The sequence below is a fragment of the Chitinophaga caeni genome, from assembly GCF_002557795.1.
Classification (GTDB): domain Bacteria; phylum Bacteroidota; class Bacteroidia; order Chitinophagales; family Chitinophagaceae; genus Chitinophaga; species Chitinophaga caeni.
The window spans coordinates 452,430-468,604 of the sequence record NZ_CP023777.1 but is presented as its reverse complement, the minus strand read 5'-3'; the positions used below and the strand labels follow the sequence as shown (position 1 = coordinate 468,604).

The window sequence follows — 16,175 nt, the reverse complement described above, 5'->3', positions numbered from 1 at the left end:
TATTCTTGAAGATGTATAAATGTTAATAAATGGCTAATTCCCGGGTAGGGTTACCAGAATTTGTACCAAGGTTTAGCATGTTTCTCCCTGATAATGCCTTGGTGAATATGTTCTTCTTCCGCGATATAATGCATTAATCGCCTGTAATTATCTTGCGAAGGGTCAAAAGCAACATCCAGTTGCGGATCATACACGAAATAACCGGCAGTTTCGCGGATAGCCTTGATAAACTTCCCGAGGTAAATAAAAAACTGGTCGCTTTTCTTCAGCGGCCATGATTCGATGGTAATAGTGACGAGGTGATGCAGTACGGATAATTGCACGGGTGTTTCCCCTTCCGGGGAATACATATCTATATGGTCGTACAGGTAAGCCGCCTCTTCAGGGCTCAGTTCTTGTACCAATGCTAAAACGGCATGGTTGAATGGAACAACGACCATACCCGGGTGGATTTCAGAGATCGCGGACACAATTTTATGTTGCATCGCGACGTTCTTTTCGCAATTACCCAATATCTCCAATTGGTTTTTGACCAGGAAAAGGGCTTCTTCCTTCAGTGGTCGACCTATTTTAGATTGATAACAAAAGATACTATGACTCATAGGTCCCAGGCTTTTTCGGTCAGACTAATAGCATTAGAAATATACAAATCCTTTGAATCCGTTATATGATAAAAAACAAGTATTCCATAAAAAAGTTGTATAAGTAAAAGATATGCTTTGAAGTTCCGGGCTAACGATTGTTTATCAATACCTTGCGAGCGTAAAATAAAAGAGAGGCACAAGTGCCTCTCCTTCCGCCATTCTAAAACCTGATTAGTAACCAGGATAAACTTTACACGAGCCCATGAGCGTCAAGCTGGTGCGTAATATCTTGTAGTTTTATTTTCTGATTGATTGTAAGCAATTGAAAATTTAGATCTTGTGTTTTGATACCAGTTTTTGCAATATATCATTAAAATTGATAATTCTCCAAACCGGGCATCATATTTTTAAATTTTCCCCTACAATTTAACCCTTCCGGGAGTTAGCAACACGGCTTATTAACAAACGATAATACGAAACTGATTTGTCTTCTTGTTAGCAGTTGCTTTCTTTATCTAGTACTAAAATAATGCCTAAATTAAGCAGATCTCTATAAAGATTTTGTTTTTATTTGGATAAACTCTGAAATGCAATTTGGCTCAGTGTTCCCTTGCATTTCATAATGTGGAACTTATAAAGTCAAACGCCTTAAATGCTTAGATTCTGGTTTGTTTTTTGTTTAATCCTATTTGCTAGGGATACTGTTTAACTATAGTGTTATACAGTTTAGTGCATTAAAACTATGTGAATATTTTCAAAAATGCAAATATTATGTGAAAAATGTTTTAAAGTTTAACCTTGATAAGTCTGTCAATTGCTGTAAGTTTATCTTATAAAATGATCATTATTAATATATAACTATGAAGGTATTTAATATTATAGCTTGTGTTTTATTTACCATCTTCGCAGGATTACAGTACAATGATCCCGATTTTTACCTTTGGATTCCATTGTATCTTTATACGGCTGTTCTCTGCGGATTGGCCGCCGGCGGGAAGTGGTATAAAAATTTATATAGCCTTGGCATTTTTATTTACCTCTGTTATGCCGCCTACTTGTTTTTTGATCAGAACGGTGTTTTAAACTGGGTTAGCGAGCATCAACATGAAAATATTGCCGCTACCATGCAAGCCGAAAAGCCTTGGATTGAAGAAACCCGCGAGTTCTTCGGACTTTTCCTGATGATAATTACCCTCTTGGTAAACCTCGTGTATGTATCCCAGAAAAATAGCAAGCATACGCGTATAAAGAAAAATCATCGCTAATTTCCTATGCAAACCAATTCCTAGATTGTAATTGATCCAGCTTTCATTTATTTTTGTGCGAAATTTTATAGCGACATGCAAAGAGACCAGCAAATATTTGATATCATTCGCCAAGAATTGGAAAGACAACGTCATGGCATTGAATTGATTGCTTCTGAAAACTTTACCAGCTTGCAGGTTATGCAAGCCATGGGTAACGTGATGACCAATAAATATGCCGAAGGATACCCTGGAAGAAGGTATTACGGCGGTTGTGAAGTGGTAGATCTCAGCGAACAATTGGCTATTGACCGTGCTAAACAAATCTTCGGTATCGAATATGCTAACGTGCAACCGCACTCCGGCGCTCAAGCTAATGCCGCCGTATTATTGGCCATCTTGCAACCCGGCGATAAAATACTGGGCCTCGACCTGAGCATGGGTGGTCACCTCACGCATGGTTCCGCCGTGAACTTTTCCGGTAAATTATATCAACCCTTTTTCTACGGTGTTAATAAAGAAACAGGTCGCGTTGAATATGACGTGATGGAAAAAGTGGCCTTGCAAGAAAAACCCAAAGTGATTATTTGCGGCGCCTCTGCTTATAGCCGTGATTGGGATTATGCCCGCATCCGCGCTATTGCCGACAAGATCGGCGCCTTCGTGATGGCTGATATCGCGCATCCCGCGGGATTAATTGCCAAAGGCTTGCTCAATTCACCATTCGAACATTGTCATTTCGTTACTACGACTACACACAAAACTTTACGTGGCCCACGTGGCGGTATGATCATGATGGGTAAGGATTTCGAAAATCCATTCGGTTTAAAAACCCCGAAAGGCGAAACCCGCATGATGAGTTCGCTGATCGATACTGCCGTATTCCCGGGTATTCAAGGCGGACCTTTGGAGCATGTGATTGCTGCCAAAGCAGTTTCCTTCTTCGAGATTCTCAGTGACGATTATACGCAATATGCACACCAGGTTGTCAAGAATGCGCAAGCTATGGCTACCAGCTTCTTGGAAAAAGGTTACGAAATTGTTTCCGGCGGTACAGATAATCACCTGTTGCTGATTGATCTCAGGAATAAGAATATCTCCGGTAAAAAAGCGGAACAAACCTTGGTGAAATCAGATATCACCATTAATAAGAACATGGTTCCGTTCGATGATAAATCGCCGTTCGTAACTTCCGGTATCCGTATCGGTGTGCCGGCTATTACAACCCGTGGACTGAAAGAAGCGGATATGCCCCAAATCGTTAACTGGATCGATCAATTATTGATGGATGCCGATAATGAAACGCTTATCACGAAGCTGCGCGGAGAAGTGAACGAGTACATGAAACAGTTCCCGCTGTACCCGGAAATGTAAAAGATTTAAGGTACTATTAATGATCAGTACTTTACATAGTTATATAATATGAAGTAAAAGAAAGCCAAGGATTGCAGTCCTTGGCTTTCTTTTTTGTAAGCCGGATTTACCCGCTACGCCCGCCTATTATTATCAAAATTTAATTGCCCTAAAGAAAAATTTGCAGGAATATTTGAAATATCGAAAAGGCTTTTTACATTTGCAGTGTACTAGTTTACTAATACACTAAATATTTATCATTTAATCTAACTATTATGATCAGTATCAAGAATGTATCTTATGCTTATCGCGGTAAAGAAAAGGTTTTGAACGATGTGAACCTGCAACTCGATATGGGTAAGGTTTACGGTTTACTGGGAAAGAACGGGATCGGCAAATCTACCTTGCTAGGTTTATTGTCAGGTTTATTATTCCCGGGTTCCGGCGAAATACTAGTAGGCGGAAATGAACCTAGGAAAAGGCAGCTATCCTTTTTCCGCGAGATTTATTATTTGCCGGATAATCCCGATGCGCCTTCAATTTCCGCGAAGAATTATGCCAAGAGTTTCGGGAAATTTTACCCAGATTTTAACCCCGATTTTTTTGATGAATGCTTGGCGAAGTTTGAAGTCTCACCCGGTCAAAAGCTATCCAATCTAAGCCATGGGCAATTGAAAAAGGCAATGTTAGCGTTTGCATTGTCTACCAATGTACCATATATCTTTTTGGATGAGCCGACAAACGGTTTGGATATCACTTCCCGGAAGAACTTCAATAAGCTGTTGGCCGGGATGGTACAACCTTTTCAATGTATCGTAATCAGTTCGCACCAGATGTTGGAATTGAATAACCTGGTGGATCATATCATCATTTTACAGGATGACAAGGTGCTGGTGAATAGCTCGATCGAAGAGATTGGTCATAAACTGTATTTCAATATCGTGAAGCAATTGGAAGGTAATGATCACCTGGTCTATAGCGAAAACATCCTGCTGGGTTATGCTATCATACAGGAAAACCGGCATCATTTATCATCACCGGTAAACCTGGAGATGTTGTTCAATGCAGCGATGGAACAGCCCGATTATTTCGCTTCTTTATTTTCTGGCCATAAAAATATTGTACATGCCGTTTAACCTTTCCCGTATCTTAAATTTAATGCGTTTGCATTGGAATATCAACCGGAAAATTTTTACCTGGTTGTTTATTTTCTTATCCCTGCTTATCATAGGAATGTTGGCTTTCGAACTGGTGATAGAGCCCTCCGGATATAATCAATCGCGTATCCAGGTAATATTAATTGCCTCGACCATCGGTATCTGTTTCTTGAACATTTTCATATTCAAGCCCTTATTACAGAAAGAAGGCGCAAGCCTGCTCATATTACCTGCAAGCCTAGCAGAGAAAGCCTTGGTAGCTTTCATCATTAGTTATATTATATTCCCCGCCTGTTGTATTATAACCGGTATGATCATTATCAAGCTTACGGATTTAATTTACATAAACTACCTCGGTGGTATCACCGATACGATGATATACGACAAATTCCAGTACTTGGTAGCGCCATATTTAAGGTTTTGCATGGTATTTACTTTGTTGATTGTTTTCATCCGGAAATATTTCTATGTCAAATTGGGTTTAGGGATTTTGGTTTACATGATTTCCACGGAAATCGTGGACAATGGCTTGGCAAGATGGATCGCCGGGGGGAAGCAACCCCCGGAGGGTAGTCCCCGCAGGCATATGGATTTGCCGGTAAAGGATTTATTCGTGGGTGACAAGAATGGACTGAATAAAATTCAACTCCAATATAATACTCACAATGGGTTCCACGCCGATGAAACCGTGTGGATGCCGCTAAATTATATGAATATCATGATTATCCTTTTCTTGCTGTTGTTGATATTTTCGTTTTATATAGGCTACAAGAGGACACAGGAACAAGAATTAACCCGTTAAATTACTTACAATGGATTTTAATCAAACACAGGCTATCTACTTGCAGATTGCTGAATATGTTTGTGACCAGGTACAATCCGGCGCTTGGTTGCAGGATGAAAAAATTCCTTCTGTAAGAGAATTGGCTGTACAACTTGCGGTAAATCCCAATACCATCATGCGTTCTTACGAATATTTACAACAGCAAGGTATTATTTATACAAAGCGCGGACTAGGATATTTCATCGATCCGGGCGCTAAAAATATCATTGTTAAAACACGTAAGGAACATTTTATCAAAGAAGAATTACCTGCTTTTTTTCACAAGGTATTCTTATTGGATATAGATTGGAAGGACTTACATCAACAATATCAAACATATTTACAATCTCAAAATAATTAGGTTTATGAAAACCTCTATATATCTATTAATCGCTTTTATACTTGTCCTGGCCGGGACACTGGTGTTCGGCAATTTCATTATGGCTAAGGAATACGAGGCGGGGCATTTTGACAAACCGGAAATGAATAGAGTTCCAGTTAAAGAAATAATCGAAGCGGCTCCTGGTTTCCACCATATATCCGTAGACGGTACCTTTAATATTTACAAAAAGGACCTAGTAACCGGGGAAGATAAAAAGGTAGAAACCTGGGGCAATACCCGCGCACTAAACGTATTCGTCATTATTGCTCCCAACGATACCCAGCGGATCGTAAGAAATAATTATTCTAAAGGTTGTGTTTCATACAATATAAAAAATGACACCCTTTTCGTAGATCTAAAAATTCCCGAGCCGTTAAAATATGATTACAACGGTTTTAATAGTGCATCTACAATTATATATGTTAATGAATTGGAGTCAATATCGAGTAATAAAGCCGATCTGCATTTGTTGAACCAATCTGGCCAAGACGACTATCCACGATCTGTATCGGTAAGTTTAAATAACCAGGCTTACGCATTTATGAGCCATTATTTCGTGGACACGCTCCGTTTGGATGTGTCTAATAATTCAAGTGCACAAATCGATACGTCTTGCAATATCAAAACATTATTCAGCAATGTAAATGGTGGAGAAATGATTGTACCGACAAAATATTGGTCTCAAATAAAAGACAAAGAATCTATCATGTTGAAATATAATAAATAAAAAACGGGACATTTTTATGTCCCGTTTTAATGTAAAATAAATCCTTGAAATTCCGCAATCCGTCATCAATCCGTAATCAGTTTGATGCCGGTCTGGGTAAAAATGATTTTCTTCTGTTTATATAAATTCCCGGTGATCATCTTGAAGGTCTTCTTACTCATACCGAAGAAATCATAAATCTCTTCGGGGTCGCTTTTATCATGATAAGGTAAGTAACCATCATTTTCATTGAGCAGGCGCAGCACTTTGTCAACCTCATCTTCTACCTTGTCATAACCGGGTTTACCGAGAACAACATCAATTTTATCCCGCTTGATATTCTTGATATATCCATCGTAAGTTTCACCGGTATCGACAGGGCGGAATATCTCATTTTTATGCAAGATTCCGGTATGTTTATTATTGATGATGACAACAAAGCCGAGATCCGTTCTCCTGTAAATAGTCACTTTAACCGGGTCGAGGATATTGACGCTCAATTCATCATTCGATAAAAATCGTTCTAACTTCTCGGTTGCAGCCACCCTTCCTGTTCTTTCATCGAGATAAATTTTCACGAGATATTCTTGTCCCGGGATCATTTTATGTACTTGTTGGGAAAGGGGGACAAATATATCTTTCATCAAACCCCAATCCAGGAAAGCGCCTTGCGGCGTAGTGCTAACGGCTTTCAGGTTTACGATATCGCCTACAATGCCTTTCGGTTTTTGCGTGGTGGCCGTCAGGCGGTTCTCCGAATCATGATAAATAAAGACTTCCAATTCATCGCCCACCTTTGTATCCTTCGGGACAAAGCGCTTGGGCATTAAAATTTCCAGCTCCCCGTAACCATCGAGAAACACGCCAAAATCGGACAGCTTCTTGACTCTTAAATGGTTGTATTGACCAATTTTTACCATGCGTGTAGCAGTTTATTATATAGCTGAATTATTTAAAATTGTGTTGCCAGGTAAGCCATTGTACCCATACCGACTTCGATAGCAGATTCATCCACATCGAATGTGGGGGTATGTACGCCGGAAGTAATGCCGCGCGACTTATTCCCTGTTCCCAGGCGGAAAAAGCAAGCCGGGATTTCTTGGGAATAGAAGGCAAAATCTTCAGCGCCCATCCGTAATTCCGTGTCATCAACTTTTTCTTTACCCAAGTATTCTTCTGCCAAGCTACGGGCTTTACCGGTAACGGTCTCATTGTTGATTAAGGTAGGGTAGCCCACCAGTATTTCCATTTCAATCTCCGCACCCATCGCGTGTACCAGTTCTGTAGCCTGCTTCTTGATTAATTCATGGGCTTTAAAACGCCAGGTTTCATCCATCGCCCTGAATGTTCCCATCAATTTCACTTCACTGGGGATCACGTTGGTTGTAAATCCGCCATTGAACGCGCATATGGATAAAACAGATGGTGTGAATGGATTGTTGTTTCGGCTGATGATTTGTTGCAAGCTCACCACTAAATGCGAAGCCACCAAGATGGTATCCACGGTAAGATGCGGGGCGGCGGCATGACCGCCTTTACCCTTGATCGTGATGTAGATCTCATCGGCACTGGCCATATATTCTCCTGCACGGAAACCTAGTTTTCCCGCTTCCATGGTAGGTTGAACATGTAAGCCTAGAATTGCCTGGGGATGGGGATTTTCCAATACGCCTTCCTTAATCATCAGGCTGGCGCCGCCCGGATGTTTTTCTTCGCCGGGTTGGAAAATTATCTTAACGGTTCCTTCAAACTCATCCTTAAGTTCGTTTAAAATTTTGCTGGCGCCGAGCATACAGGTTGTATGCACATCGTGACCGCAGGCGTGCATTACGCCCTCGTGTTGCGACTTGTATGGAACATCGTTGGCTTCCAATATCGGCAAAGCATCGATATCGCCACGTAGCGCGATGACTTTTTTCCCGGGATTTTTACCTTCGATAATAGCCACGATGCCTGTTCCGGCAATACCGGCTTGGTAAGAAACCCCGTATTGATCGAGTTGTTGTTGAATGAACTTACTGGTTTCGTATTCTTGAAATGAAAGTTCCGGGTGTGAATGTAAGTGTCTTCTTACATTGATAAATTCTTGTGCATATTGTTTTGCTAGGGAATGTATTTTAGTTTTCATTGATCATTTCTTTGCCTGGCGTTACGTTGATGATGCTAGGCACTACGAATACGCCAGCGGGAAAAAAGTTGGATAGTTTATTACGAAGTTCCGTGGCTTCTTCCCGGCTGCGGAAATCGCCCACGCGAACTTTGAAATAAGGCGCCTGGTAATCCAGGTAAGTCCTGTAGTCAGGAAAGGCTTGCATCAACTTAGTTTTAGCAGCGGTAGCCTCATTTCTTTTGTTGGTGGAAAGAACTTGTACCCGGAAACCGGGTGGGTTGCGTAGTGCTAGGGTGTTCACGTATACTTGCTTCTTGATCAATGCTTCGATTCGACCGTCTTTTACAACCTTGATGGAACCATCACTCACTTCTTGAGCACGGGCTACAGTTACAAATAAAAACATCAAGGCCGGTAAAAAAATAAATTTATGCATCATATATATTTTTAATCACCAGTTAAACCGGTTTATGATTGAGCTAAGCTTTCTTTCATGATCTGCACGCTGGCACTGGCTCCTATCCGGTTAGCCCCAGCCGCGATCAATGCTTCTGCAAAGGCAAAGGTACGAATCCCGCCCGAAGCTTTTATCTGAATATTTGCGGGTAAATGTTTTCTCATCAAGGCAACCGCTTCCAAAGTGGCACCCTTCTCGGCATAGCCGGTGCTGGTTTTAACGAAATCAACCCCTAACTTCCCGTAAATTTCGCAACATTTAATGATTTCCTCATCCAATAATATGCCACTTTCGATGATGATTTTCAACACCTTCCCTTTACTGTGAACCAACGACAGTACCGTGGCGGCTTCTTTCTCAATAAATTCCCAGTCCCCGCCCTTAATCGCGATAATGTTGGCGACCATATCAATTTCATCGGCGCCATCTAAAATCGCCATCACGGTTTCGGCTACTTTGGCCTCGATAGCGGCATAGCCGAAGGGGAATCCTACAACGGTGGCTACCTTGGTATCGGTATTTCCGACAAAAGTGCTTGTAATCCTCACGAATGGCGGTGGCACGCATACGGCTGCAAAATTGTACTCCACGGCTTCCATGCACAACTTCTTAATCTCGTTTAGCGTGGTTGTAGGTTTTAGTATCGTATGGTCAATATAACGGTTGATGGTCTTCATCCGAAAACGGTTTTATATAAAACAAGACAGCGTTGCAAACTCTTGAAAGCTGTGCAACGCTGTGACTATAATGATTTATTCGTAATTATTGGTCTTTACCGTGACACTGCTTGAATTTCTTCCCGCTACCACAGGGGCAGGGATCGTTACGACCCACCTTGGGGCCTACGCGAACGGGCTCTTGTTTTACGTCAGTATCCGGTCCATTGGTATAATGTTCCGCTTGTTGTTCCGGTTGCCCGTTAGAAAATTCCTGGTGCGATGCCCTCATGCGGCTCATATCGGTTTTTTCTTCACGACCTTCACGGATTTGTTGCGGTGGCGCTGCTTGCCTTTGCTGGTTGGCCGGTTGATCTTGGCTCACGGGGATGCCTGACTTACACAAGAATGAAACAATTTCACGGCTGGTATTATCATCCATTTCCTTGAACAACTTGAATGCTTCAAGTTTGTAGATCAACAACGGGTCTTTCTGCTCGTAAACCGCACCTTGTACGGATTGTTTCAATTCGTCCATCTCGCGCAGGTGCTCCTTCCATGATTCATCGATCAAGGCCAGCGTGATGCTGCGTTCCAACGCACCGATGGTTTCTTTACCTTTCGTATCAACTACTTTCTTAAGGTTTGCCAATACGTTGATACCTTTTTTACCATCTGTAAATGGAATGGAGATATTCTCGATATTTTGACCTTGTTCGCGGTAGATCTGTTCAATTACAGGTAAGGTACCGGTAACCACTTCGGAAGTTTTGTGAGTGTAATGTGCTTTCGCCTCTGCATATAATTTTTCAGCGATGGCATTCATATTACCTTTTTCAAATTCTTCTTCGCTGATCGTGGTATCGACGGTGAAGTTCAGGATAGCATCCAGCTTGAAGGTCTCGTAATCGCCTTGAGCACGGTTCTTCTCAAGGATGCCCATCGCCGCATCATAGAAAGCATTGTCGATATCTATTGCTAAACGTTCACCGAACAAGGCGTGGTTACGTTTGCTATAAATCACGGTACGTTGCTTGTTCATCACATCATCATATTCCAACAAGCGTTTACGGATACCGAAGTTATTTTCTTCTACTTTTTTCTGGGCCCTTTCGATGGATTTGGTAATCATGCTGTGCTGGATTACCTCGCCTTCTTTATAACCCATCCTATCCATCAGGGAAGCGATCCGCTCGGAACCGAACATCCTCATCAAGTCATCTTCCAACGAAACGAAGAATTGGGAAGAACCCGGATCACCTTGACGTCCCGCACGACCGCGTAACTGCCTGTCAACACGGCGGCTTTCATGGCGTTCTGTACCTATAATAGCCAAACCGCCAGCTTCTTTCACACCGGGGCCGAGCTTGATATCCGTACCACGACCGGCCATGTTGGTGGCGATGGTGATGGCGCCGGCCAAACCAGCTTCGGCAACTACCTGTGCTTCACGGGCGTGCTGTTTCGCGTTCAGTACGTTATGAGGTATCTTCTCGAAGGTGAGCATCTTGCTCAATAATTCGGAAACCTCAACGGAAGTTGTACCCACCAATACCGGGCGACCGGCTTCTTTAAGTTTCTTCACTTCCTCGATAACGGCCCTGAATTTATCGCGCTTGGTTTTATAAACCAGGTCTTCAGAATCTTTACGGGCAATCGGGATATTGGTTGGAATGGAAACCACGTCCAACTTGTAAATTTCCCAGAACTCGCCTGCTTCCGTAACCGCGGTACCCGTCATACCGGCTAACTTATGGTACATACGGAAGAAGTTTTGCAAGGTGATGGTGGCGAAAGTTTGCGTAGCAGCTTCTACCTTCACATCTTCCTTGGCTTCGATCGCTTGGTGCAGACCGTCGGAATAACGGCGGCCTTCCATGATACGACCTGTTTGTTCATCCACGATTTTAACCTTACCGTCAATAACAACATATTCTACGTCTATCTCGAATAAGGTATATGCTTTCAACAATTGTTGTATGGAGTGTATCCTGTCGGATTTTAAAGCAAAATCCTGCAACAATTGATCTTTCTTCTGAAGTTTTTCCTCGGCGCTTAACGGTAATTTTTCAATTTCCGCTATTTCGCTACCTACATCCGGCATGATGAAGAAGTTGGGATCTTCACCTGAACCGGTGATCATGGCAATACCTTTCTCGGTAAGATCCACGGAATTATTCTTCTCATCGATATGGAAGTATAACTCTTCATCAACTTTGGGCATTTCCCTTTGTTGATCCGCGAGGTAATAGTTTTCCGCTTTCTGCAACAACACTTTCATCCCCGGTTCACTTAAGAACTTGATCAGGGCATTACTCTTCGGCAAACCGCGCCAAGCGCGCATCAATGCTAATCCGCCGGTTTTAGGATCATCCTTACCTTCGGCAATTAATTTTTTCGCTTCGATCAGGAATTGGTTGGTCACTTTCTTTTGTTGATCTACCAATTGTTTGATCCTCGGCTTTAAAGCGTAATATTCCTGTTCCTCACCGCGGGGCACCGGGCCGGAGATGATTAAGGGGGTACGGGCATCATCGATCAACACGCTATCCACCTCATCGACCATGGCGAAGTGGTGTTTCCTTTGCACCATTTCTTCCGGGTTGTGCACCATGTTGTCACGCAAGTAGTCGAAACCGAATTCGTTGTTCGTACCGTACGTGATATCTGCTTGGTAAGCAGCACGGCGTTGCGGGGAGTTCGGTTGGTGTTTATCGATACAATCTACCGTGATACCGAGGAATTCGAACAGCGGCCCGTTCCATTCGGAGTCACGACGGGCGAGGTAATCGTTCACGGTAACGATGTGAACACCTTCACCGGCCAACGCGTTGAGGTAAGCAGGTAGGGTAGAAACGAGCGTTTTACCTTCACCTGTTGCCATTTCCGCGATTTTACCTTTATGCAGAACGCTACCACCGATCAACTGTACATCGTAGTGAACCATGTTCCAGGTTACGATGTTGCCGGCGGCGGACCAGCTATTTTTCCAGGTGGCATTATCGCCATCTATAGATACATAATCTTTTGTAACGGCCAACTTACGATCCAGCTCGGTGGCTTTGGATGTGATGGTTGGGTTTTCGGAAAGGCGGCGGGCCGTTTCTTTTACGGTTGCGAATGCTTCCGGCAATAATTTTTCGAGGATCACCTCGATTTCTTTATCGCGTTCTTTTTTGAGTTTATCAATTTCTTGATAGGAAAGATCTTTTTCGTTTACATCTTCTACCTTGTCGGCTTCGGCTTTAAAATGGGCGATTTTTTCGTCGATAGAAGCAAGATGCTCCTTGATTTTTTGCCTGAAGATCTGTGTTTGGTTACGCAGTTCGTCTATAGTAAGTGTAGATAAGCGGGCATATTCTTCGTTAATCTGCTGGACCATCGGCATCACTTCCTTGATGTCCCGTTCAGATTTATTCCCTCCAAATAGTTTTGTTAAAAAACCTAACATGTTTAATTACGTATTACGAATGATCAATTTCCAATATTTTCATACCGGTTTTTATACAGTTGGCTGCAAAAAGTTGGGCCGTAAAGATAAAAACCAGTCAAATATTGTGCTTGCTTACTTTTTAATGCCAAGCTGACAGTTTTGCTACAATTGTAGTAAGGCCTGTAAAATTAAGCTAAAAGATAACAAGAATCGGTGCGAAATATAGAAAGATTAAGTTAAAAAGCATATCAATTCACATTTTTTTATTATGTAATTCATTTTTAGCTAAAGTACAGCAGGCTTTGAACGGGCGGATCATTAACCAAAATTTAATCGCGCGATTATTATGGCGGCGGTTATTTTGCGGTGATACCGTCAATTTGAGTGCTAAAAAGTTGCAGTATATGCAAAAAAGGCATATTTCCCTGTCCATTACCGCTGGTGTAATAGTCGAAAATTGAATGTATCCATTCCCAAGAGCCGAAGCATTGTCCCCGGGAAACCCCTGGCGATTTTATGGTTTCATGTTGTGTTTTTCCAAATATGGATTATCTTGTGCTGTACTAATGTGTATTTTAGACACATTGTAGTTTGAGTATTTACGTAAGCCGTTTCCCCTGAAAATTTGATGTCAGCGTGCAAGAATCAGTCACCGTACTTGGTTCATCTATCATATAGTTTATATGTTTTATTTATATATCTATGCTGTCCATCATAAAAAAGATGGGAATATGTAATTACTTTTTTTAAATTTAAAAGTTCGTAAACACGCTTAAAACAAAAAAAATTCACGTTCATGAAACAGTCTATCCAACCGCAAAAACTATTCGTGGCCAGCTGCTTGGCGTTATTGGTGACGTCATTGTCGTTTGGTATCCGTGCCGGGATATTAAACAACTTGGGAGTTGCTTTCCATCTTGATATGAAGGAATTGGCCATTATCACCAGTACTGCTTTTTGGGGGTTCCCCCTGGCGGTGGTGATCGGTGGTTTTATAGTTGATAAAATTGGTATGAAAAACCTGTTGGTGGCTGCATTTATCCTGCACCTTGCCGGTATCTTGTTAACTATTTTCGCGACCGGTTTCTGGGAATTATTTATCTCTACTTTATTTATCGGTATGGCCAACGGTACCGTGGAAGCGGCCTGTAACCCGCTGGTAGTGTCTATCTTCCCGGAGAACAAAACAACGAAATTAAACCACTTCCACCTTTGGTTCCCCGGCGGTATCGTGATCGGTACCCTGATATCGTATTATCTCGGCGGCCAATTGGGTGTCAGTTATAAATGGTTGATGGCAACCATGTTGATACCTACTTTCTTGTATGGTTATATGTTCTTACGCTTGAAGTTCCCGCTTACAGAAAGGGTGGCTTCGGGTGTATCCAACACCAGGATGTACAAAGCGATCGGTAGCCCTTTATTTATTATCATATTTATCCTGATGGCTGGAACCGCTATTACCGAGCTGTATACCGGCCAATGGATCGAAATCCTGATGAGGAACGTGGTAGAAAACAGTATCATCATCTTGGCCATCACGGCCGGTGTACAAACTTTGGGACGGGCTTTTGCCGGGCCAATCGTACATAGGATGTCTACGACCGGCGTACTGTTATGTTCCGCGATCTTATCCGCGATCGGTCTTTACCTGATGGCAACCGTTTCAGGATCCATGGTATTCGTTGCCGCGATCATCTTCGGTATGGGTGTGACTTATTTCTGGCCTTGCATGCTGGGATTCGTTTCGGAATATATCCCTGAATCCGGGGCTTTAGGTATGAACCTTGTGGGTGGTATCGGGATGTTTGCCGTATCGATCTTCACTTATTTTATCGGTGGACACTTCGATACGATCATCGCTGAGAAATTACCTGCCGGCGCCGCTTACGATGTATATGTGAAGGCTGCTCAAGGTACCACGGAAGCGATGGCTTATGCACAGGCGCAATCTGCATCCGGACCGGAAGTATTGAAGATCATCCTGATCATTCCATGCATCCTGATCGTAGCATTCGCGATCCTGTATTTCGCGATGAAAGGCAAGAAACAAGTAAAATTAGAAACTCAAACTGCATAATCTTTAAAGCGATTTAAATTTATGAATAGGAAACTTAGAATGGGAATGATCGGCGGCGGAAAGGATGCTTTTATCGGGGCCATCCACCGTATCGCTGCTAACATGGATGGTTTGATCGAGTTGAAAGCGGGCGCGTTGAGTGTCAATCCTACTATCGCGGAAGAATCCGGTGAAATGTTATTCCTGGATAAAGACCGTATTTATACAGATTTTAAAACCATGCTGGAATCGGAAGCTGCAAAACCTGCGGATGAGCGCTTGGACTTTATCACGATCGTGACGCCGAATTTCGCTCACTTCGAACCGGCTATGATGGCATTGGATAAAGGTTTTCACGTGGTAATCGAAAAACCGATTACCCTTAACCTGGAAGAAGCGAAGCAATTGGCTGCCAAGGTGGAAGAAACAGGTTTAAGTTTGTTGCTCACGCATACCTATACCGGTTACCCGATGGTAAAACAAGCCCGCCAGATGGTGGCTTCGGGCGCTTTCGGTAAAATTCGTAAAGTATGGGTGGAGTACCCTCAAGGTTGGTTGAGCCGTTTGAGCGAACGCGAAGGAAATGCGCAAGCCGCATGGAGAACAGACCCCAAGCGTTCCGGCAAAAGCGGTTGCATGGGTGATATCGGTACACATGCTTTTAATTTGGCAGAATATGTTACCGGTTTGCAAGCTGAAAAAATTTGTGCAGATCTGAATATCATGGTGGAAGGCCGTATGCTGGATGATGATGGCGCTGTATTGATAAAATATAACAACGGTGCCGCGGGTGTATTAATGGCTTCGCAAGTAGCCGCGGGTGAAGAAAATGCTTTGAAGCTCCGCGTGTACGGCGAAAACGGAGGCCTGGAATGGGCGCAACATGAACCCAACACCTTGCTGGTAAAATGGTTGGATAAACCTACCGAAGTATACCGTGCCGGCAACGGTGGTGCGCACCTGTCGTCTTTCGCTACGCATAATGCCCGTACGCCCGGTGGTCACCCGGAAGGTTACCTGGAGGCATTCGGTAACCATTACCGCAACTTTGCATTGAGCTTAGCGGCAAAAATAGATCAAACGGAAGCTAGTCCCGAAGCCTTGGATTTCCCAACGGTGAAGGATGGTGTTCGCGGTATGGCTTTCATCGACAACGTGGTTCGTTCCAATGAAAGCGATGCTAAATGGACAACTTTCGAAGTGTAATTTCT

The 16,175-nt window shown here is 42.8% G+C and carries 14 protein-coding genes; 8 read left to right on the top strand and 6 right to left on the bottom strand.

Annotated features, from left to right (window positions below):
- Positions 1 to 50 precede the first annotated feature (50 nt).
- Positions 51 to 602: a hypothetical protein gene (locus tag COR50_RS01865; protein WP_098192398.1), complete on the bottom strand. Its 552-nt coding sequence runs from the start codon at positions 600 to 602 to the stop codon at positions 51 to 53.
- An 842-nt stretch (positions 603 to 1,444) separates the two neighbouring features.
- Here COR50_RS01865 and COR50_RS01860 point away from each other — a divergent pair.
- From COR50_RS01860 to COR50_RS01835, 6 genes are all read left to right on the top strand, one after another.
- Positions 1,445 to 1,849: a transmembrane 220 family protein gene (locus tag COR50_RS01860; RefSeq protein ID WP_098192397.1), complete on the top strand. Its 405-nt coding sequence runs from the start codon at positions 1,445 to 1,447 to the stop codon at positions 1,847 to 1,849.
- A gap of 75 nt (positions 1,850 to 1,924) precedes the next feature.
- On the top strand, positions 1,925 to 3,202 hold the full coding sequence (locus COR50_RS01855) for a serine hydroxymethyltransferase (RefSeq protein WP_098192396.1): 1,278 nt from the start codon (positions 1,925 to 1,927) through the stop codon (positions 3,200 to 3,202).
- A gap of 254 nt (positions 3,203 to 3,456) precedes the next feature.
- Positions 3,457 to 4,317: an ATP-binding cassette domain-containing protein gene (locus tag COR50_RS01850; RefSeq protein WP_098192395.1), complete on the top strand. Its 861-nt coding sequence runs from the start codon at positions 3,457 to 3,459 to the stop codon at positions 4,315 to 4,317.
- Positions 4,307 to 5,140 (top strand): hypothetical protein, encoded by an 834-nt coding sequence (locus tag COR50_RS01845; RefSeq protein ID WP_098192394.1) that lies wholly within the window; start codon positions 4,307 to 4,309, stop codon positions 5,138 to 5,140. The genes COR50_RS01850 and COR50_RS01845 overlap by 11 nt, the downstream gene beginning before the upstream one ends.
- Before the next feature lie 10 nt (positions 5,141 to 5,150).
- Entirely contained in the window at positions 5,151 to 5,522 is a 372-nt protein-coding gene (locus COR50_RS01840) for a GntR family transcriptional regulator (RefSeq protein WP_098192393.1), read from the top strand.
- 4 nt (positions 5,523 to 5,526) lie between these two features.
- On the top strand, positions 5,527 to 6,270 hold the full coding sequence (locus tag COR50_RS01835) for a hypothetical protein (protein WP_098192392.1): 744 nt from the start codon (positions 5,527 to 5,529) through the stop codon (positions 6,268 to 6,270).
- A gap of 65 nt (positions 6,271 to 6,335) precedes the next feature.
- Here the strand turns inward: COR50_RS01835 and COR50_RS01830 are convergent, their stop codons facing one another.
- The 5 genes from COR50_RS01830 to secA all read right to left on the bottom strand — a co-directional run bounded on the left by COR50_RS01830 (position 6,336) and on the right by secA (position 12,923).
- Complete coding sequence (locus COR50_RS01830) at positions 6,336 to 7,169, bottom strand: CvfB family protein (protein WP_098192391.1); 834 nt, start codon at positions 7,167 to 7,169, stop codon at positions 6,336 to 6,338.
- 32 nt (positions 7,170 to 7,201) lie between these two features.
- A complete protein-coding gene (locus COR50_RS01825; RefSeq protein WP_098192390.1) occupies positions 7,202 to 8,377 on the bottom strand; it encodes a M20 metallopeptidase family protein in 1,176 nt (391 codons plus the stop codon).
- A complete protein-coding gene (locus COR50_RS01820) occupies positions 8,367 to 8,798 on the bottom strand; it encodes an SPOR domain-containing protein (protein ID WP_098192389.1) in 432 nt (143 codons plus the stop codon). The genes COR50_RS01825 and COR50_RS01820 overlap by 11 nt, the downstream gene beginning before the upstream one ends.
- Before the next feature lie 29 nt (positions 8,799 to 8,827).
- On the bottom strand, positions 8,828 to 9,493 hold the full coding sequence (deoC, locus tag COR50_RS01815) for a deoxyribose-phosphate aldolase (protein WP_098192388.1): 666 nt from the start codon (positions 9,491 to 9,493) through the stop codon (positions 8,828 to 8,830).
- Between the two features lie 85 nt (positions 9,494 to 9,578).
- Complete coding sequence (secA, locus tag COR50_RS01810) at positions 9,579 to 12,923, bottom strand: preprotein translocase subunit SecA (protein WP_098192387.1); 3,345 nt, start codon at positions 12,921 to 12,923, stop codon at positions 9,579 to 9,581.
- Between the two features lie 778 nt (positions 12,924 to 13,701).
- Between secA and COR50_RS01800 the strand changes: the two genes are divergently transcribed.
- Together COR50_RS01800 and COR50_RS01795 are read left to right on the top strand one after the other, a co-directional pair.
- Positions 13,702 to 14,985, top strand: coding sequence for an MFS transporter (locus tag COR50_RS01800; protein ID WP_098192385.1), 1,284 nt, complete (start codon positions 13,702 to 13,704; stop codon positions 14,983 to 14,985).
- Between the two features lie 21 nt (positions 14,986 to 15,006).
- Positions 15,007 to 16,170 (top strand): Gfo/Idh/MocA family protein, encoded by a 1,164-nt coding sequence (locus tag COR50_RS01795; RefSeq protein WP_098192384.1) that lies wholly within the window; start codon positions 15,007 to 15,009, stop codon positions 16,168 to 16,170.
- Positions 16,171 to 16,175 lie beyond the last annotated feature (5 nt).

Bases quoted from the DNA above. Each gene is read 5' to 3' on its own strand.
- COR50_RS01865 (WP_098192398.1), bottom strand. From the start codon at position 602: ATGAGTCATAGTATCTTTTGTTATCAATCTAAAATAGGTCGACCACTG.
- COR50_RS01860 (WP_098192397.1), top strand. From the start codon at position 1,445: ATGAAGGTATTTAATATTATAGCTTGTGTTTTATTTACCATCTTCGCA.
- COR50_RS01855 (WP_098192396.1), top strand. From the start codon at position 1,925: ATGCAAAGAGACCAGCAAATATTTGATATCATTCGCCAAGAATTGGAA.
- COR50_RS01850 (WP_098192395.1), top strand. From the start codon at position 3,457: ATGATCAGTATCAAGAATGTATCTTATGCTTATCGCGGTAAAGAAAAG.
- COR50_RS01845 (WP_098192394.1), top strand. From the start codon at position 4,307: ATGCCGTTTAACCTTTCCCGTATCTTAAATTTAATGCGTTTGCATTGG.
- COR50_RS01840 (WP_098192393.1), top strand. From the start codon at position 5,151: ATGGATTTTAATCAAACACAGGCTATCTACTTGCAGATTGCTGAATAT.
- COR50_RS01835 (WP_098192392.1), top strand. From the start codon at position 5,527: ATGAAAACCTCTATATATCTATTAATCGCTTTTATACTTGTCCTGGCC.
- COR50_RS01830 (WP_098192391.1), bottom strand. From the start codon at position 7,169: ATGGTAAAAATTGGTCAATACAACCATTTAAGAGTCAAGAAGCTGTCC.
- COR50_RS01825 (WP_098192390.1), bottom strand. From the start codon at position 8,377: ATGAAAACTAAAATACATTCCCTAGCAAAACAATATGCACAAGAATTT.
- COR50_RS01820 (WP_098192389.1), bottom strand. From the start codon at position 8,798: ATGATGCATAAATTTATTTTTTTACCGGCCTTGATGTTTTTATTTGTA.
- deoC (WP_098192388.1), bottom strand. From the start codon at position 9,493: ATGAAGACCATCAACCGTTATATTGACCATACGATACTAAAACCTACA.
- secA (WP_098192387.1), bottom strand. From the start codon at position 12,923: ATGTTAGGTTTTTTAACAAAACTATTTGGAGGGAATAAATCTGAACGG.
- COR50_RS01800 (WP_098192385.1), top strand. From the start codon at position 13,702: ATGAAACAGTCTATCCAACCGCAAAAACTATTCGTGGCCAGCTGCTTG.
- COR50_RS01795 (WP_098192384.1), top strand. From the start codon at position 15,007: ATGAATAGGAAACTTAGAATGGGAATGATCGGCGGCGGAAAGGATGCT.